Below are 18,442 nucleotides of genomic sequence, written 5' to 3'. Positions count from 1 at the left end.
AGCTACAAGTTAACAGTGACCAGTTTTATTCGATTCAGTTATCAGTTTATCTATTTTCTTATTCCCACTCATAACTAATAGCTTAAACCTGATCACTGGTTACTGATCACTGATCACTGATTTAGTCGTCCATTTGCCAGGGTTCGGTGATGTTTTTTTCATCGAGGATATTTTTTGCTCTTAAAATCAAGACTAATTCACCTAGTATGGTGACATCGGGGGAACTATCAAACCATTGTAAAAAAACGGAATTATCCTTCTCCACTAGATAATAATTGTTCACGTCCCATTCGGCCAAAACTCGATCGATTACTAATAACACTTCCTCGGATCTGGTGGCAATCGATCGAGGTAATTGATCACTAGGCCATAAAATAGCTACAGGATCGATCGCCTTGAGAATTGCTTGCCAACCGGGGAGAGGCACAATCGTTTGTTTATCCCCCACCGTTACCAGTCGAAAAGGTTCCTCGACGCTCAAACTTTCTGTGTGTTTTATATCAGTTACCGTCACCGGAAATCTTCCTACTAAAGGAATAATTCTGGCTAATTCGTCCTCATCCTGTAAACGATGGACGGGTAGCAACGGTGCGCTACGGGAGGGAGTAACGGTAAAATCTTGTAGTAAGGACTCGATCGCCTGTCTGGCCGAGTCAGAATGGGCAAATTTCAAACCTTTAGCGATTAATTTCGCTCTTTCGGCTAAATCTCGCTTTTGTTTGCCCCGTTTCCAACACTGGTAAGCGATCGCATCTCCAGGATGACGGGTAAATTCACTGGGAATCTGGGATAAACGGGAAAAATCTTGGATAGCTTTGGCGATATCGTGTGCTTCAGCCACCTCAATCCTTTTTTCTGCCGCTAATTTCGCTGCCCCCAATCTTTGTTCTTGGTTGAGAATCCGTAATTCGTATAGCACATCACTGCGCGGCCCGATGTAGTAACTTAATAAATCTTCATCTGCTCCTGCTTTGATTAAACTCTCAAAAACTTGGGCAGCGACAATAATTAAATTTTGTTGGGCATTTTGAAACCCGGTTTGTTCAAAGATTAACTGGGAATCGTAGCCAGCTTTTTGCAGTTTTTGACATTTTTGCCCCCAATTCACCCAATTTCCTTCCTTATGAAGCAGCGAGCGCATTAATTCGGTCGCTTCCGTTTCGCTGATTCGATCATCTGTACTGCGAGGCTGTTCTGTCATAGACAATTTGATCAAGCTACAATAACTAAAATTTATCTAATCCCTCAAAAATCTTCAATAGCAATTAAGGTTAACAGGATAGACTAGATAGTAACAGGATAGCTGACAATCACCCCCTTCGTACCTGTTAGGGCAAGTTTATCTTCAATGTCTAGATTAAGAGTTAATGGAAGCATTCCCCCCTCGTCCACAACTAACCCCGGTCAAAGGACGATGAAAACCAAGCGTCACCCCAAAGATAGTGCCTTGGGTTTAGTCTCTACCCTCAGCTTTCCGGCGATCGTCGGGACGGCGGATATGATGCTAAAATCGGCAGAAGTTACCCTCGTGGGTTACGAAAAAATTGGCGGTGGTCACTGTACGGCGATCGTGCGTGGTAATATTGCCGATGTGCGTTTAGCAGTGGAAGAAGGGGCAAAAACCGCCGCACAGTTCGGACAATTGGTATCTAAATCGGTTATTCCCCGACCGATGCCCAATTTAGAGGTAATTTTCCCAATTGGTAGCCGTTTAGCCGAAATTGCCCAAAGTCAACGGGGTTTCAGCAAACTGAGCAATATGTCCATCGGTCTCTTGGAAACCCGCGGTTTTCCTGCTATGGTGGGGGCAGCTGATGCCATGTTAAAATCCGCCGATGTGCAGTTAGCTTCCTACGAAACAATTGGGGATGGTTTGTGTACGGCCATTATCCGGGGTTCCGTCGCTAATGTGGCCGTGGCCATTGATGCGGGAATGCGGGAAGCGGAGAAAATCGGTGAACTGCACGCGGTGATGATTATTCCCCGTTTATTGGAAGATTTAGAACATACTCTACCGGTGGCCAGCTACTGGTTAGAAACTCCCGAACCTTTACCGATGTTGTTACCCAATACTGTCCGGGAAAAACAACGGGAATTGGTCGCTTTACCAGAATTGGAAAAAACCAAAATACCAATTCGTCGCCAAGAAATGCAGGAAAAAGTGTTAGAAGAAGTGATTCCCGTGGAAGTTATCACCGATGAAGACGGTTATTAATTTTTATTTTCAGCTTTGCTCCTGTGCTGCTAAAAGTACAGGAGCAAAAGGTTGAATTAGGATTTGCTGGAAAAAGTTTGTTGGTGGGTGTGGATTTCCCAGTAAAAAATCTTTACAGAGTCCCCCGACAATTAAACGAATCGAATAATGATAAATTTTTGTCAAGGGGTGCGGTCAGATCAAATAATCGTCGCTAGAATTAGCCTAAATTGTCAGAAATTTAGTTAAACAAGGTTTTTGGCAATATGCTAATCTGGCTAACAGGCTTTTGGGCGTGATATAGGGAAAACTTCTAGCGATTGCTCCTAGATGGGGTGATATGCCGAAAGTTAACCCATATCGTTACTCTGAGGAGTGTTATCCAGAAATTTTCCGTATAATTTTTAGTTATACATACATTATCTGTAGCAGAAAGTGGAAGATTTAAGTAAAGAAAAGGCACAATATGACTAAAAAGAATCAATCAAAAAAATTAACGAATCAACATAAAGAGTCTAAAGGTGTAGTTGGTATATTTGGAGATGAAGCAAAATCACACGACAGAACTGTTGGAAAAATTTCACTTTTTGTAATTGAACAGCTTGAAAAGTAGTTTCCTCAATTATCTTTTCAATACAAAAAGAGCATAAAAAAAGAAGAAATAAACGAAGCATTAAAGAAAATTGACCCAGAATTAGGACAAACACTTTTTGTATCAAATTCAAGTATTATACCCGATGGTGGAATAATAGAAGTAAAAGATGATAACGGTAATTGGAGAATCGTTTTAGTTTCGGAAGCTAAACATCAGGGTAAAGACATTGAAAACATCAAAGCAGGAAAACTTGTAGGAGCAAAAAATGATCAAGATTTGATGGCTGCTGGTAATGCGATAGAAAGATCCCATAAAAACATATCTGAAATCGCTAATTTGATGTTATCCGAATCTCATTTTACCTATGTATTATTTCTGGAAGGCTCAAATTTTTTAACAGAAACTATTTCAATTAAAAAAACCGATGGAAGGGTTGTAACGATTGAATAAAATTCAGGAACGCTAAATAGATTAGATAGGTTAACTTCTGCAAATTATGGAATGCTCATTAATACCAATTTGTGTAAAAATAAGTTTGTCAAGCATAAAGATAAAACAATTATGCTTCAAGCAACTTCTATATACACACAAGAAAATGGCGAAAAATGGGATGTCAAAAAAATGTTTGATATTATGCTTGAAATTTCTAAAACCTCTCTTAAAGTATTAGGCAGTGAGATATTTAATCAGATAAACAAAAGTAAATAACTAAAACAAAGATTTATTAAATCAAAATAGGTTGAAAATGGCAAGAAATGCAACAAACGAATTATTACAAAAAGCTAAAAAATCAAAAAGTGACGAGTTTTATACACAGCTTTCAGATATAGAAAGCGAATTACAGCATTATAAAAGTCATTTTGAAAATCAAGTGGTTTATTGCAATTGCGATGACCCCCGAATTAGTAACTTTTTTAATTATTTTACCTCAAATTTTAATGAATTAGGTCTTAAAAAAATAATAACATCTTGTTATAGAGAGCAAGTAAAAAATTTATTTAATACAGAAGAAGATGAAAAAGGGTTTTTCTTTGAATATACAGGTACAGAAGGCGAAAAAAACAAACCAAGTTCAACAGACCTAGTTTACTTTAATGGAGATGGTGATTTTCGTAGTTCGGAAAGCATTGAACTATTAAAGCAGTCCGATATTGTTGTTACCAATCCCCCATTTTCATTATTCAGAGAGTATGTAGCTCAATTGGTTAAATACGATAAAAAGTTTTTGATAATTGGAAATATTAATGCAATAACCTATAAAGAAATTTTCAAACTTATTAAAGAAAACAAGGCGTGGTTAGGAATAAATCTTGGTAGAGGTATTTCAGGTTTTATTGTACCTGAACACTATGAACTATATGGAACAGAAACTCGAATAGATAACTCTGGTAATAGAGTAATCTCACCGAACAATTGTTTATGGCTTACTAATTTAGATAATTTTAAGCGGCACGAAGATATAGAACTCACAAAAAGATATTTTGGCAACGAAGTTCAATATCCAAAATATGACAATTATGATGGAATTAATGTTAATAAAACACAAGATATACCAATAGATTACAAGGGATATATGGGTGTGCCAATAACATTTTTGCATAAATTTAATCCCGACCAATTTGAAATAATTAAATTCAGGAAAGGGAATGATGATAAAGATTTATCAGTAAATGGGAAATGTCCGTATTTTAGAATACTAATAAAGAATAAACGAATACAAACTGAATATATTGATTTAACTGACAAAGAAAGATAAGGTATAACAAATCGTTGTACCTGACATTTTTCCGCTACGATCCAAAATGTCGGTGAAATCGATCGTTATGCTCCAAAGCTAGTGCGATGTCGAAGGCACTGGGTAGCCCCCCTAGATGGGGTTGGAGGGCTTGCTTTAGGGCGCGATACTGGGTTATAGGGGTTTTCAAGATTAGTGCTATTTCTCATCAAATCCTATGCTAGACTGATGGTAAGAGCAGTTATCAACTACTACAAAAAGTTGAATTGGTAAAATACATGAGTACATCAGCAAAATCACTAGAAGAACTGGTGAGACAATTATCGCCCCAGTTAAAGGTTGAAGTACAAACGTTTGTAGAGTCACTTTTAAGTAAATCTAACCAACCTATAAAACGTAAACTCCGTCAAGACTGGGCAGGGATGCTTAAAACCGATTACACATCAATTGAGTTACAGCATCTTGCAGTTGAATGGAGAAATGGCTAGTGTTTCTTCTGGATACGAATATTTGGCTAGAACGCTTATTAGGACAAGCACAGGCGGAGGTTGTTGCGGAGCTACTTGATACGCTCTCACCGTCTGATATGTGTATGACTGATTTTACTTTACATTCTATCGGGGTGATCTGCAATCGGCTGAATCAACGAGAGGTTTTTATCAAATTTGTGGATGACGTTTTGATTGATGCTGGTGTTGTACTGGTCAGTATTCCTGCTAACCAAATGAAGAGAGTCGTAGAAATAATAGATCTCTTTCGCTTGGATTTTGATGATGCTTACCAATATGTTGCTGCCGAGCTTGAAAAAGCTACTATTGTGAGTTTTGATCAAGATTTTGACAGGACAGAGCAAAGACGTTTGACTCCTATGCAAGTGCTTAAAATTAGAAATTAATTGCTTGCTCCCGCCAGTGCGATGCCGAACGCAATCTTGTAGGGTGCGTTCCCTAATATGGCTACTGCTGCTCCACTAATAGATTTTTGGGGAACGCACCCTGCACATTGATTGAAACTGTGGGTTAAAGTGCGGTCGCCGATCTTAATAAGCTATATTAACAACAATACTTAAAGAGAAGGCTTAAAATGGTTAAATCAACTTTGTACACGACAGCAAAAGTCCTACCGGGAAATAGAATTGAAATTGAATCTCCAGATCTGACTGTAGGACAAACTGTTGAGGTAGTTATTTTGGTTGAAGAAGTTAGTTCTGATGCTTCTAGCACCGAAGATATCTCTCCATCCTTAAAACAGCGTCTTGCTTTTCTGAAGTTACCAATGACTGAACGGAGGAATATTCTCAAAAGTCAAGCCGATATAATGCTCTCTCACTATCAACAAGATTCTGAATGGCAGGAGTTAATGGCAGGTGACATCATTGAGTATTAACCCTGAGCTGCCAAAACGTGGAGAAATTTGGTTAGTCAACTTCGATCCTACTGTTGGTGCAGAAATCAAAAAATTGCGTCCTGCCGTCGTCATCAGTTCCGATTCAGTAGGAAAGCTTCCTATCAAGCTTATTGCTCCTATTACAGACTGGAAAACATATTTTTCAGCAAATTTCTGGCACGTTAAAATTGAACCTAACAGTATCAATGGATTGAATAAAGCTTCTGCAATTGATACTCTTCAACTAAGGGGGGTGGATTTACAAAGGTTTATTCGTAAATTAGGAAGCGTTTCTGAAATTACAATACTGGAAATTGTAGCCGCCATTGCTACTGTAATCGAATTTGAGATCTAACAAATCATTGCACCCGACCAACAAAAAGCGACTGATGCTGGAAAATAGACCAAAATAGCGGTTGAATTCAGCCGTTAGCGATCGACCGCGCTACGCACCGATCGGGTGAAAGAAATTAGATAAATCCAACGCCGTACAAACTCCTCGTCAATGGCAAATCAGGTTATACTTCATCTTTCTGAGAAAGTCTCTCAATTTCACCTCACCGCAACCGTGGCACTGGCATCATTGCCGAACACATCTACTAACTGGAAAGCGATCGCTCGTTTCCCTGCTCTCAACCCCGGTGCAGTCTTAACGAGTAATTTAGATAGTCAACAGCTTATCAACCCCATGTTTCCCTATTCTAAGTGCAGGATTTCTCCACCTCTGGCTAGAGATAATTCTGCTGCCTGGAGGATTTTGACTAATTCCGTCCCTACCGATCCCGAAGATACAGGAGAATCGACACCCGTAGCCACCGACTCTAAAAAATGTTCGCATAATGCTTTTAGGGGTTCACCATCGGCAATAGGGATAGATTCCGTCTCCTGTCCCCGGGGAATAAAATAGGCTTCCTGACGCTCAAAATGGCCTTTTTGTCGGGTTAAAGGCGATCGAGAGTCTAATTCATTAAAAATTAAAGTCCCTTCGCTGCCAACTATCCCTAAACGTCGCTGTTTATCGGGATTCAACCAACAAAGGTGAATAGTCGCTTGAAAACCATCGCCATAGATCAGGGTTAACCAGACTAAATCGGCTAGATTAGGTTGTAGCCAGAAGGTTCCCCTCGCCTGTACCGATACTGGTGTACTATTCAACCAATGATTAAAAATCGAGATATCGTGAATAGCTAGATCCCACAAAGCGGACACATCCTGACGGACCGGACCTAAGTGGGTACGAGTGGCATAACCATAAAGAGGTTTACCGATACCCCCAGATTGCAGGACTTTTTGTCCAGTGATAACGGCGGGATGAAAAAGATAGGTATGATCAACTAATAAAATACGCTGTTTTTTCGCCGCTAATTCCGTTAATTCGCCACATTCTTGGGGATTGAGGGTTAAGGGTTTTTCGGCGAGGACGTGATAACCTAAATTAAGAGCATCTTTAATCAGGGGATAATGGCTAATGGCAGGAGTAACGACTACTACGGCCGAGATTTCGGGGTGATTGCGAATAGATTCCCAGTCATTGGCTAAAATAACTTTATTAGTATCGAGATTAAATTGATCGCGACAGAGACGGAGTTTTTCAGGGGAAGGATCAACGATTGCCACCACTTGTGCTGAGGGATGTTGAGAAAAATGACGGACGTAATGCACTCCCCAACGTCCTACCCCTAAGATAGCGATTCCTGTGGACATTTTGCTTACTCAGATAGATCAATCTAGTTTATCTTAAAAGGATTAGGCGCAATTGTTAATTGATTCTGAGACCTAGAAGGGATTATGTTAAAATTTTTTATCGATCGAGGGGGAACTTTTACCGATATCGTGGCGATAATCGATCAACCAGAAATTATTGAACGACTAGCTAGAGATGCCGCTAGATTTCTGATTGTTCCCCTTGCCGATCAACAGTGGATTGTTCTCTATAAACTGCTCTCGGAAAATCCCGAAAAATACCCAGATGCAGTCATTCAAGGGATGAAAGATATTAGCGGTTCCCTAGATAACATCGAAGTGATCAAAATGGGAACAACGGTAGCCACCAATGCGCTGTTAGAAAGAAAAGGAGAGCGCACGGTTTTGTTAATCACCAAAGGGTTTAAAGATGCCTTGAGAATTGGCTATCAAAATCGCCCCGATATTTTTGCCCGTCAAATTATTCTTCCTTCTTTATTATACGAACAAGTTATCGAAGTGGCCGAACGCTACGATAGTCAAGGACAAGAATTAATCGCCGTTAATCCTGCCCAAGTTAAAGCCGATTTAATACCAGTTTATCAAGCGGGTATCCGAAGTTGTGCGATTGTTTTTATGCACAGTTATCGTTATCCCGACCACGAAAAACAAGTGGCAGCTATTGCCGAAGAAATCGGCTTTACTCATCTAGCCATTTCCCACCAAGTCAGTCCTTTAATGAAACTGGTATCCCGGGGAGATACCACGGTAGTTTCTGCCTATCTATCGCCAATTTTACGCCGCTATGTTGATAGTATTAGCCAGCAATTACCGAAAACTAGCTTACTATTTATGAAATCCGATGGCGGTTTAGTCACTGCCGATAAATTTCAGGGCAAAGATAGCATTTTATCCGGTCCTGCGGGGGGAATAGTTGGGGCAGTACAAACCAGTTTAAGGGCGGGATTTAGCAAAATTATCAGTTTTGATATGGGAGGAACTAGCACCGATGTTTCTCATTTTCAAGGGGAATACGAGCGGCAAACAGATAACGAAATTGCCGGCGTAAGAATGCGAGCGCCGATGTTAAGTATTCACACCGTGGCCGCTGGTGGGGGTTCAATTTTAGTCTATGATGGTTATCGTTTTCGGGTTGGGCCAGAAAGTGCCGGAGCTAATCCGGGACCTGCCTGTTATCGACGGGGTGGACCCTTAACAATTACCGATGCTAATGTTTTGTTAGGAAAAATTCAAGCCGCCTATTTTCCCGCTATTTTTGGACAAGAGGGAAATTTACACCTAGATAGAGAGATTGTGCTGACAAAGTTTCAAGAATTGGCGGCAACAATGGGGGGTAATAATAGTCCTGAAATGTTGGCTGCGGGGTTTATTCAAATTGCCGTGGAAAATATGGCTAATGCGATTAAAAAAATCTCTCTACAAAAGGGTTATGATCTCAGTGATTATACTCTTTGTACCTTTGGCGGTGCCGGGGGTCAAGTGGCCTGTTTAATTGCCGATACTCTGGGAATGAAAAGTATTTTTCTCCATCCCTACGCCGGGGTTTTAAGTGCCTACGGCATGGGTTTGGCCGATTTGAGGGTAATTAAGGAAAAAGCGATCGAACAGCCCTTAAATGCCGATTTAATCGGGCAGTTACTCACGGAAATGAACGAATTAGAAGTTTTAGCGGGTCGGGAATTAGCGGGTTATAATCGGGTGCGGCAGCAAGTCAGTTTAAAATATCAGGGCAGTGATGCCACTTTAGCGGTTAATTTTAGCGATCAAATGCGTCAGGATTTTGAACGGGAACATCAAAGACGTTATGGGTTTAAACAAGAACAAAAAGCTTTAATTGTTGAGTCGATTGCCGTGGAATTAATCCAGACTATGGACAGTCCCCAAGAAGCAATTTTAACCCGCACCCGTCCGATGGGAGAATTACCTCATATCCTCGATCGAGTAGCGGTTTTTATGGCTAATAAATGGCGGGAAACGCCAATTTATCAGCGTTCAGATCTGGAACCTTTTGATTGTCTGGCAGGACCTGCAATTATTATCGAAAAAATTAGCACGATTGTGGTCGAACCGGGTTGGATGGCCAAATTAACGGAGAAAAATCATTTAATTCTCTCCAAAGATTAACTAATTGAACTACATAGAAATATCTACGGCAGTTATCCTAATTGATCAATTCTCATTTCGCCGAGGTATTTACGGAGATAGGGAGAAAAAACCTCGTAAATCAGGGTAAGGGGTTGGCGAGCGTGCCAAAATAGGTAATGACGACCCCAAAATCCTCCTTTTTCCCCAAAAGCTATTTCTAATTCCGGGGAATGACCGTAATAAAGTCCCTGCACATCGCGATACAATTCCGTGTGCAGCCGCGAGAGACTTTCCCAAATCGGTAGGGAACGATTTTCTAGATATTCGTCCACTTGATTGGCAGACCACCAAGAGGCGGCATAGGCTAACCTTTGACCACTAGCTGTGCGTAACCAGACTTGACGACGCAATCTCGGCCCCGGAATCAGGCTAATTTTCATCGGTGCGCCATCCTCATCGTCGCCGATGGGGGACATATCGATCACATCCACCTCTGTTTTTTCACCGGTTAAAAGTTGTAAATGACGGGTGGGAGAACCATCGCCGAGAATTAAAATCTGCCACGGGGGTGCGAGTTGGCTATGGGGTAAACCTTGTTTAACATCGGTTTCGTCTCCTTGCCAGAGAGGGGACAGGGAGTACCAAGGACGATTAAGCGGGGGCTTTTCTTGGGGGCGGAGGATAGCAGTCAAGGGTTGTTACAAAACTTTATGATTTTTTCATTAATCATAACACGGGATTTTTGTCTGCTGGTGATAAAAGCGATCGCCTTGCTCTAATCCCCTCTAATTTTTCGGTTAGCAGATGCACTCTTGCCAAAGGAGATCGGCTATTTTGATATTAACGATAGAAAGGTATGAATATCTGGAGAAGTTTTTGTAATCTTCTCAGGGCAATTAATTGTCGAATCTTGGGATTAATTTGGGGAGGATAAATGCTGGTGGCTAATTGTTCTTCCAGTAAAGCATATTCTGCCGCAGTTAGGGGTTGATTATCCAGGGGTGAGCGAGCCGAAGTGATAATTTCTGCTCGTAAAACTTCTTCGGGAATATCTTCAGGAGCGGGCAAAGCGAGGGCTTTTAGGGGCGATAATAAACCGATCGAGATGAGGATGATAATTTTGGTCGTTCGCTGCATTTAATTTAAACCCGGTGGCAATTTTTCTCGACACTGTTGATGAATTTCCCCGATTCTAGCAAACAACCAGGGATATTTTTGACGATAACTGGGAATTAGAGCCAGAGGACTGAGGAGGGCAGTGGCGGCAATATCTGCTACACTTAATTTATCCGCCACCAAATAGGGCTGATTTTGCCAATATTCTAGAATTTTGAGGGCATTTTCTAGGCGCTCCTCCGCTAGTTTTACCCTGGCTGGGGTGATTTTATATTGTTGTCGCACGATATTAATAATTATTTGACTACTCAGGGAAGGATCGATCGCTTTTCCCTCTCCAGCGCGATAATCATAATAGACAAATCTAGTCGCTACTCCAATACTTTCATCTAACCAATCCTCTAGTAACCAAGCTTGATTTTTCTCCTTTTCCCCAGCGGGAATAAAAGAGGGGAAAGGAACCACCTTTTCTAAATATCTGAAAATGGCAGTAGAATCGGCAATAATCTCATCCGCTGCCATTAAAACGGGGACAGTGGTTAACCCTTTGGTTAGGGGACTGAGTTTAAGAATATGTAGTCCGGGGGTGAGATTTTCTACTTGGTAATCAATCCCCTTATAACCTAGAGCTAAACGCGCTTTGCGACAGTAATGAGAGGTGCTAAATTGAAGTAAGATCATTAAGTGTTATTGGTTGCTAGAGTAGTTATCAGTCATCATTTATCAGTTAATTTCCGATATGGTTAATTGCCATAAGAGCGGCTTATTCCGCCAACGATTGCTCTTCTTTTGTGGTCATAAGCATCTGTAATCTTTTTTCCTTTAAAGGTCTTGACCTACTTACTCAAAACAGCTACCATATAAGTATAGCAGATAGGGTAATCAACACCTTTAAAAACATAAATCGTTGCCGCAAAAAACCTAGGAGTTAAATCGTGACAGTTAGAGTTCGTATTGCCCCCAGTCCCACGGGAAATTTACACATTGGAACCGCACGCACAGCCGTGTTTAACTGGCTTTTTGCCCATCATCACCGGGGGAAATTTATCTTGCGCGTGGAAGATACAGATTTAGAACGTTCTCGACCAGAATATACGGAAAATATTCAAGCGGGCCTACAATGGTTAGGACTGAATTGGGATGAAGGTCCTTTTTTTCAAACTCAACGCCTTAATTATTATCGTCAAGCCATTCAAACCCTGCTCGATCGAGGTTTAGCCTATCGTTGTTATTGTACCCCGGAAGAATTGGAAAAAATGCGGGAAGAACAAAAAGCCCGCAATCTTGCCCCCCGTTACGATAATCGTCATCGTTATCTCACCCCCGAACAACAAGCTCAATTCGAGCAAGGGGGGAGAAAAGCAGTAATTCGTTTTATTATTGACGATGATCGAGAAATTATTTGGCAGGATTTAATCCGGGAAAAAGTTATCTGGAAAGGTAGTGATTTAGGTGGCGATATGGTGATCGCTCGTACCTCGGAAAATGCGGAGGAAAACTTCGGTCAGCCTCTCTATAATTTAGCGGTAGTTGTTGATGATATCGATATGGAAATTACCCATGTTATTCGTGGGGAAGATCACATCGCTAATACGGCTAAACAAATTCTTTTATACGAAGCTTTGGGGGCAAAAGTGCCAGAGTTTGCCCACAGTCCTTTGATCTTAAATCAGGAGGGTCGCAAGTTATCTAAACGGGATGGAGTCACTTCGATCGATGATTTCCGAAGACTGGGTTTTCTGCCGCAAGCTTTGGTTAATTACATGACTCTCCTCGGTTGGACTCCCCCCGATTCCACTGAAGAAATTTTTACCCTTGAAACGGCCGCAGAAGTGTTTAGTTTAGAACGGGTAAATAAAGCGGGGGCAAAATTTGACTGGACTAAACTGGATTGGATTAATAGTCAATATCTCCATCGTTTAACCGGTGAAGAATTAGTGCCTTTACTTCTCCCTTACTGGCAAGAAGCAGGGTATAATTTTGATGCTGAAACCGATCGAGCTTGGTTGATCGGTTTGGCTACTCTCATCGGTCCGAGTTTAACTCGTTTAAGCGATGCTGTCGCCGAAAGTCGTTTACTTTTAACCCCTCTGGCTAATTATAATCAGGAGGCTTTAAGTCAATTACAATTAGAAGGAGTTAAGGATATTATCAAGGATATTCTCGCCGCTATTACTCCCGATTTGACCGGAGAAGTTGCTAAGGGAATTGTGGAGACCACAACTAAAGCCCATCGGGTTAAAAAAGGTCTAGTGATGAAGTCTCTGCGGGCCGCTTTGATGGGGGAGTTACACGGTCCAGATTTAATGCAGTCTTGGCTACTTCTCAATCAAAAAGGTTGGGATCTATCCCGTCTTCAGCAAGCAGTAAATAGTTAAATTGATTGGCTATCAGTTATCAGAAAATTTCTTGTATATTAGGGTTGACAAATGCCCTAATATTGCTATATACTTTCTAGTATAATGGGAATCCGTTTTGCCCTGCATACCCTGCTCGTGATCGATTACTGAGGGGATGGGGGGAAACTTTTCGGTTTTTTCCCCTAGCTGTCAGGGACGATCTAGAAACTTTCTTAATTTTCAGGCATTATCCGCAACTTTTCTCTAAATATAGACTTGTTAATCTCCTGACAAAAACCTATGGGTGAAAAAAAACGAATTGGACTGCTCACCAGTGGTGGCGACTGTGCGGGTTTAAATGCCGCCATTCGTGCCGTTGTCCACCATGCCAGTGGCAATTATGGTTGGGAAGTGGTGGGTATTCGAGAAGCAACGAACGGATTAGTTAACCGTCCCCCCAAAACCACGATCTTTGATATTGAAGGAGTTGATCGCCTGTTGGTGATGGGAGGAACAATTCTCGGTACTACCAATAAGGGGGATCCCTTCGCTTTCCCGATGCCCGATGGAACCCTGATCGATCGCTCTCAGGACATCATTGACGGCTATCATAGTCTGGGACTGGATGCCCTGATCGGCATCGGTGGCGATGGTAGTCTGGCGATTTTGCGCCGTATTGCCCAACAGGGAGGCATTAATCTGATCGGTATCCCCAAAACCATCGATAATGATGTGGGAGCCACAGAAGTGTCCATCGGCTTCGATACAGCTACTAATATCGCCACAGAAGCCCTCGATCGCCTCCATTTTACCGCCGCTAGTCATAACCGGGTGATGATTCTAGAAGTTATGGGTAGAGATGCCGGCCATATCGCCCTGGCTGCCGGTATTGCGGGGGGGGCCCATATCATTCTCATTCCCGAAATTCCCTACCGATTAGAGAAGATCTGCGAGAAGATCCGGCAACGGCAGCGTCTGGATAAACAGTTTTCTCTGATTATTGTCTCCGAGGCTGTGCGTACCGAAACTGGCAATCGCCTAGTGCAAAAGGAAGCCCTAGGAGAGGATCGTCTCGGGGGTATCGGTCGCTATTTAGCCGAAGAAATTGCCAGGGAAACCGGGGCCGAAACGAGAGTGACTTTCCTAGGCCACATTCAAAGGGGGGGCATTCCTTCTCCGATGGATCGCTTACTGGGGGCGGCTTTTGGCGTAGCGGCCGTGGATCTGATCGCTCGGGGAGAATTCGATCGCATGGTGGCCTGGCAAAATCGGCAAGTGGTCAGTGTTCCCATTGAGGAGGCGATTAAAACCTATCGCGTCGTCGATCCCGAAGAAACTTTAGTCAAAACCGCCAGGGGTTTGGGTATTTGTCTAGGGGATTGAGATTAAATCTAGGGGAATCGGTGCGAGAATTAACCCTTAAGTATCGCCCTTTCCCCACCGATTAAAATTACCAATCAAATAAAGATAAACTCTGATAATTATTTTTCGGCAATTTCGCCAGTAAACCTAAATGATTAATAGTTCAGTTAATGTAGCAGAAAGATTGTTAGAAATCAAATAGCTTGCTCGATTACTAAAACTTTGAACTATAAGCTATCTTTCCTCTCCAGTATTTGTTATAATCAAAAGGCGTTGCTAAATAAAGGTATGAATGCCAACTTTTCCCAGTTCCAAAAGTTAGTTTTGGTCTGGGTTTTAACAAGCCCACTTGGGTAAAATGCTTAACCATTTTGTAACTGACCGATAATCTGCCAATAAACGTACTTTACGAGGTAATTAGATCATGGCTACTTATACATTTTCCGCGAAAACCCTAACATCTCCAACAGCCACTGGTGGCGTAAGAATAATTATAGAAGATATCGTTGGCCAAGGTTTTGGTGCGAGACTGGGACTACTGTATCTAATCAACTACAATGGGTTAAACAGTACACCCCAACACATCACCTTATCAACTCCCACCCTGGTAACTGGGAAAAATCTCTCTTCTGTAGGACGAGTAACCCCCACGAATAATGCGGGATATAATATCACCGGAACCGCTTGGCGACTGCGGAATGGCGATGGTACTGATTCAACTGGGACTATTAGGGGTTATGGCTCTGGTTTTACCAATACCTACGACCTTGCTGCCAACACAGATACCTTTATCATCTCTCCCTTTGTTACTGGAGCTGCTACTCATATCCTGACAATACCCTCAAGTTCATCATTTACCAAGGCTGCATCTAATAATGTATTTGCCAGCTTCAACGAACCGGCCGTGACCAGTACGGACAACTACAAGCTGATCGGTACTGCCTTCGACGATCTTTTGACAGGTCATGATGGTGATGACACTATCTTATGCGGGGATGGTAACGATTCCTCTCGGGGCTATAAGGGAAATGATTATATTGACGCGGGTGATGGTAATGATGCTTTTGGTGGAGACGAGGGTGACGATACCTTATTAGGTGGCGGCGGCATTGATACGATTCTAGGCGGTACGGGAAATGATTCTATTAATACGGGTGATGGTGTATATAATATTGCTAATGGAGAATCTGGCAATGATACCTTATTAGGTGGAACTGGTACTGATATACTATCAGGTTCTGATGGAAATGATAGTATTGATGGTGGTTTCGGCAATGATGATCTTAATGGGGGTTTGGGTCAAGATACCCTATTCGGTGGAGATGGTGACGATACCCTGAATGGGGGTGGGGACAATGATCTTCTCGATGGCGGTGTGGGCAATGATGCTCTCGATGGGTCTGGTGGTAATGATACCTTATTCGGTGGAATCGGTAATGATACGCTCTTGGGGGCAAATAATAGTGATCGGATAGTGGGAGGTGTCGATGCTGATAGTCTGTCAGGTTCATTCGGACAAGACACATTTGTTCAAGGAACCCTTGACAGTGTAGCCTCAACAGGAGGTACTTTTAGTAACCTGCCTACATTTACCTCTGGTGAGACTATTGTTTTCGGTAACGGATTGGATGTTATTTCCGACTTTACCGCCGGTACCCTAGGAGATCAACTTGATCTGGATTCTTCGAGTTCTGCAATATCCGCGATTGGGGTTTTAACTTCTAGTCTAGCTTCCGGTACAAACTACTACCTTTCTGGTAGCTACAGTGGCAATGTCTTCACCATCAGCGCCGATGGTGTTGGCTCAGATACACTGATTATTCAAGGTAGTGGGGCTGCTTTTTCAAGCAACGCTTCCTCGGCTCTTTTGAGATTGGTTAATAGTAATAATCTGGTGGCAGGTAACTTTATTTAACTTCATCTCCTCAATCAATTGGTCTATTAGGGGGGGTTACGCTGTCGCTAACCCCACCATCCAGCCTTGCTGAATCAAGGTATGAATGCCAACTTTTACCAGTTCTAAAAGTTAGTTTTGGTCTGGGTTTTAACAAGCCCACTTGGGTAAAATGCTTAACCATTTTGTAACTGACCGATAATCTGCCAATAAACGTACTTTACGAGGTAATTAGATCATGGCTACTTATACATTTTCTGCGAAAACCCTAACATCTCCAACAGCCACCGGTGGCGTAAGAATGAATATGGAGGATATTGTTGGTCAAGGTTTTGGTGCGAGACTGGCACTACTGTATCTAATCAACGACAACGGGTTAAACAGTACACCCCAACACATCACCTTATCAACTCCCACCCTGGCAACCGGAAAAAATCTCACTTCTGTAGGACGAGTAACCCCCACGAATAATGCGGGATATAATATCACCGGAACCGCTTGGCGACTGCGGAATGGCGATGGTACTGATTCAACTGGGACTATTAGGGGCTATGGCTCTAGTTTTATCAATACCTATGATCTTGCTGCCAACACAGATACCTTTATCATTTCTCCCTTTGTTACCGGACCTGCTACTCATATCCTGGCAATCCCGTCAAGTTCATCATTTACCAAGGCCGCATCTAATAATGTATTTGCCGGCCTCAACGAACCGGCCCTGACCGATACGGACAACTACAAGCTGATCGGTACTGCCTTCGACGATCTTTTGCAAGGTCTTAATGGTAATGACACTATCTTAGGCGGAGATGGTAACGATTCCCTTTGGGGCATAGGAGGGAATGATTATATTGATGCGGGTGATGGTGATAATATTTTTGGTGGAGACGAGGGCGATGATACCTTATTAGGTGGAAACGGTAATGATTCGATCGCAGGCGGTACGGGAAATGATTCTATTGACGCGGGTGATGGTGATAATATTTTTGACGGAAGCGATGGTAACGATACTTTATTAGGTGGCAGCGGTATTGATACGATTCTGGCCGGCGCAGGAAATGATTTTATTAATCCGGGTGATGGTATTAATAATGCTGATGGGGAATCTGGTAACGATACCTTATTAGGTGGAGCCAGTATCGATGTACTTCTAGGATTTACTGGGAATGATAGTATTGATGGCGGTGGGGGCGATGATAGTCTTAATGGGGGTTTGGGTCAAGATACCCTATTCGGTGGAGATGGTAACGATACCCTGAATGGGGGTGGGGACAATGATCTTCTCGATGGCGGTGTGGGCAATGATGCTCTCGATGGGTCTGGTGGTAATGATACCTTATTCGGTGGAATCGGTAATGATACGCTCTTGGGGGCAAATAATAGTGATCGGATAGTGGGAGGTGTCGATGCTGATAGTCTGTCTGGTTCATTCGGACAAGACACATTTGTTCAAGGAACCCTTGACAGTGTAGCCTCAACAGGAGGTACTTTTAGTAACCCAGCTACATTTACCTCTGGTGACACTATTGTTTTCGGTAACGGATTGGATGTTATTTCCGACTTTACCGCCGGTACCCTAGGAGATCAACTTGATCTGGATTCTTCGAGTTCTGCAATATCCGCGATTGGGGTTTCAAGTTCTAGTCTAGCTTCCGGTACAAACTACTACCTTTCTGGTACTTTTAGTGGTAATGTCTTCACCATCAGCGCCGATGGTGTTGGCTCAGATACACTGATTATTCAAGGTACTGGGGCTGCTTTTTCAAGCAACGCTTCCTCGGTTCTTTTGGGATTGGTTAATAGTAATAATCTGGTGGCAGGTAACTTTATTTAACTTCATCTCCCCAATCAATTGGTCCAGTAGGTAGGGGTTAGCAATGCGTAACCGACCCAATTCTGATTAGATGGCAAGAAGAATTAACCAACCTAATCTTTGTGTCTTTGTGTCTTTGTGTCTTTGTGGTTATTTTCTGCGATCGCTTGTTAATTTTGCCTCAATCTTGGTCCCATTATTTGTGATAGTATATAGTTA

16 protein-coding genes and 1 pseudogene are annotated in these 18,442 nt (G+C 42.3%); 12 read left to right on the top strand and 5 right to left on the bottom strand.

The features are described from left to right. Window positions 1-121 precede the first annotated feature (121 nt). Window positions 122-1,201, bottom strand: a complete 1,080-nt coding sequence (locus tag myaer_RS02455; protein WP_046660818.1) for a RuBisCO accumulation factor 1 — start codon at window positions 1,199-1,201, stop codon at window positions 122-124. Window positions 1,202-1,414: 213 nt separating this feature from the next. Between myaer_RS02455 and myaer_RS02450 the strand changes: the two genes are divergently transcribed. The 7 genes and pseudogenes from myaer_RS02450 to myaer_RS02420 all read left to right on the top strand — a co-directional run bounded on the left by myaer_RS02450 (window position 1,415) and on the right by myaer_RS02420 (window position 6,265). After that, the gene (locus tag myaer_RS02450) at window positions 1,415-2,215 is read left to right on the top strand and encodes a BMC domain-containing protein (RefSeq protein ID WP_016517018.1); all 801 of its coding nucleotides are present in this window, start codon (window positions 1,415-1,417) and stop codon (window positions 2,213-2,215) included. A gap of 445 nt (window positions 2,216-2,660) precedes the next feature. Then, window positions 2,661-3,497: pseudogene (locus tag myaer_RS02445) on the top strand (EcoRI family type II restriction endonuclease). 37 nt (window positions 3,498-3,534) lie between these two features. After that, on the top strand, window positions 3,535-4,545 hold the full coding sequence (locus myaer_RS02440) for an adenine-specific methyltransferase EcoRI family protein (protein ID WP_046660817.1): 1,011 nt from the start codon (window positions 3,535-3,537) through the stop codon (window positions 4,543-4,545). A gap of 257 nt (window positions 4,546-4,802) precedes the next feature. Then, window positions 4,803-5,012: a DUF2281 domain-containing protein gene (locus myaer_RS02435; protein ID WP_002760653.1), complete on the top strand. Its 210-nt coding sequence runs from the start codon at window positions 4,803-4,805 to the stop codon at window positions 5,010-5,012. Further along, window positions 5,012-5,419 (top strand): PIN domain-containing protein, encoded by a 408-nt coding sequence (locus myaer_RS02430; RefSeq protein ID WP_235614798.1) that lies wholly within the window; start codon window positions 5,012-5,014, stop codon window positions 5,417-5,419. Before myaer_RS02435 ends, myaer_RS02430 begins: the two co-directional genes overlap by 1 nt. A 188-nt stretch (window positions 5,420-5,607) precedes the next feature. Beyond that, on the top strand, window positions 5,608-5,910 hold the full coding sequence (locus myaer_RS02425) for a hypothetical protein (protein WP_046660815.1): 303 nt from the start codon (window positions 5,608-5,610) through the stop codon (window positions 5,908-5,910). Then, entirely contained in the window at window positions 5,891-6,265 is a 375-nt protein-coding gene (locus tag myaer_RS02420) for a type II toxin-antitoxin system PemK/MazF family toxin (protein ID WP_172968156.1), read from the top strand. Before myaer_RS02425 ends, myaer_RS02420 begins: the two co-directional genes overlap by 20 nt. Before the next feature lie 341 nt (window positions 6,266-6,606). On the opposite strand, the gene myaer_RS02415 is transcribed toward myaer_RS02420, so the two are convergent. Further along, window positions 6,607-7,614 (bottom strand): Gfo/Idh/MocA family protein, encoded by a 1,008-nt coding sequence (locus tag myaer_RS02415; RefSeq protein WP_046660813.1) that lies wholly within the window; start codon window positions 7,612-7,614, stop codon window positions 6,607-6,609. Between the two features lie 84 nt (window positions 7,615-7,698). Between myaer_RS02415 and myaer_RS02410 the strand changes: the two genes are divergently transcribed. Then, entirely contained in the window at window positions 7,699-9,738 is a 2,040-nt protein-coding gene (locus myaer_RS02410; protein WP_046660812.1) for a hydantoinase/oxoprolinase family protein, read from the top strand. A 32-nt stretch (window positions 9,739-9,770) separates the two neighbouring features. Here myaer_RS02410 and myaer_RS02405 read toward each other — a convergent pair whose 3' ends face one another. The 3 genes from myaer_RS02405 to myaer_RS02395 form a co-directional block, all read right to left on the bottom strand. Beyond that, the gene (locus myaer_RS02405) at window positions 9,771-10,391 is read right to left on the bottom strand and encodes a chorismate lyase (RefSeq protein WP_046660811.1); all 621 of its coding nucleotides are present in this window, start codon (window positions 10,389-10,391) and stop codon (window positions 9,771-9,773) included. Between the two features lie 148 nt (window positions 10,392-10,539). Beyond that, window positions 10,540-10,836, bottom strand: coding sequence for a hypothetical protein (locus myaer_RS02400; RefSeq protein WP_046660810.1), 297 nt, complete (start codon window positions 10,834-10,836; stop codon window positions 10,540-10,542). Further along, the gene (locus myaer_RS02395) at window positions 10,837-11,496 is read right to left on the bottom strand and encodes a glutathione S-transferase family protein (protein WP_046660809.1); all 660 of its coding nucleotides are present in this window, start codon (window positions 11,494-11,496) and stop codon (window positions 10,837-10,839) included. Between the two features lie 254 nt (window positions 11,497-11,750). On the opposite strand from myaer_RS02395, the gene gltX reads away from it, so the two are divergent. From gltX to myaer_RS22250, 4 genes are all read left to right on the top strand, one after another. Further along, a complete protein-coding gene (gene gltX, locus myaer_RS02390; RefSeq protein WP_046660808.1) occupies window positions 11,751-13,193 on the top strand; it encodes a glutamate--tRNA ligase in 1,443 nt (480 codons plus the stop codon). 261 nt (window positions 13,194-13,454) lie between these two features. Then, window positions 13,455-14,537: an ATP-dependent 6-phosphofructokinase gene (locus tag myaer_RS02385; protein WP_046660807.1), complete on the top strand. Its 1,083-nt coding sequence runs from the start codon at window positions 13,455-13,457 to the stop codon at window positions 14,535-14,537. 403 nt (window positions 14,538-14,940) lie between these two features. Then, window positions 14,941-16,431 carry a calcium-binding protein gene (locus tag myaer_RS21110; protein ID WP_052734154.1) on the top strand — a complete coding sequence of 497 codons (1,491 nt, stop codon included), beginning with the start codon at window positions 14,941-14,943 and terminating at the stop codon, window positions 16,429-16,431. 217 nt (window positions 16,432-16,648) lie between these two features. After that, window positions 16,649-18,244: a calcium-binding protein gene (locus tag myaer_RS22250; protein ID WP_149039019.1), complete on the top strand. Its 1,596-nt coding sequence runs from the start codon at window positions 16,649-16,651 to the stop codon at window positions 18,242-18,244. Window positions 18,245-18,442 lie beyond the last annotated feature (198 nt).

Origin of the sequence: Microcystis aeruginosa NIES-2549 (assembly GCF_000981785.2) — a bacterium.
Classification (GTDB): domain Bacteria; phylum Cyanobacteriota; class Cyanobacteriia; order Cyanobacteriales; family Microcystaceae; genus Microcystis; species Microcystis aeruginosa_C.
Note: the sequence above shows the minus strand (reverse complement) of the source record. Positions and strands in the feature narration are given on the sequence as shown.

What these genes read in the sequence shown, in the direction of transcription:
- myaer_RS02455 (WP_046660818.1), bottom strand. Translation starts at nt 1,201, where the DNA reads ATGACAGAACAGCCTCGCAGTACAGATGATCGAATCAGCGAAACGGAA.
- myaer_RS02450 (WP_016517018.1), top strand. Translation starts at nt 1,415, where the DNA reads ATGAAAACCAAGCGTCACCCCAAAGATAGTGCCTTGGGTTTAGTCTCT.
- myaer_RS02440 (WP_046660817.1), top strand. Translation starts at nt 3,535, where the DNA reads ATGGCAAGAAATGCAACAAACGAATTATTACAAAAAGCTAAAAAATCA.
- myaer_RS02435 (WP_002760653.1), top strand. Translation starts at nt 4,803, where the DNA reads ATGAGTACATCAGCAAAATCACTAGAAGAACTGGTGAGACAATTATCG.
- myaer_RS02425 (WP_046660815.1), top strand. Translation starts at nt 5,608, where the DNA reads ATGGTTAAATCAACTTTGTACACGACAGCAAAAGTCCTACCGGGAAAT.
- myaer_RS02415 (WP_046660813.1), bottom strand. Translation starts at nt 7,614, where the DNA reads ATGTCCACAGGAATCGCTATCTTAGGGGTAGGACGTTGGGGAGTGCAT.
- myaer_RS02410 (WP_046660812.1), top strand. Translation starts at nt 7,699, where the DNA reads ATGTTAAAATTTTTTATCGATCGAGGGGGAACTTTTACCGATATCGTG.
- myaer_RS02400 (WP_046660810.1), bottom strand. Translation starts at nt 10,836, where the DNA reads ATGCAGCGAACGACCAAAATTATCATCCTCATCTCGATCGGTTTATTA.
- myaer_RS02395 (WP_046660809.1), bottom strand. Translation starts at nt 11,496, where the DNA reads ATGATCTTACTTCAATTTAGCACCTCTCATTACTGTCGCAAAGCGCGT.
- myaer_RS02385 (WP_046660807.1), top strand. Translation starts at nt 13,455, where the DNA reads ATGGGTGAAAAAAAACGAATTGGACTGCTCACCAGTGGTGGCGACTGT.
- myaer_RS21110 (WP_052734154.1), top strand. Translation starts at nt 14,941, where the DNA reads ATGGCTACTTATACATTTTCCGCGAAAACCCTAACATCTCCAACAGCC.
- myaer_RS22250 (WP_149039019.1), top strand. Translation starts at nt 16,649, where the DNA reads ATGGCTACTTATACATTTTCTGCGAAAACCCTAACATCTCCAACAGCC.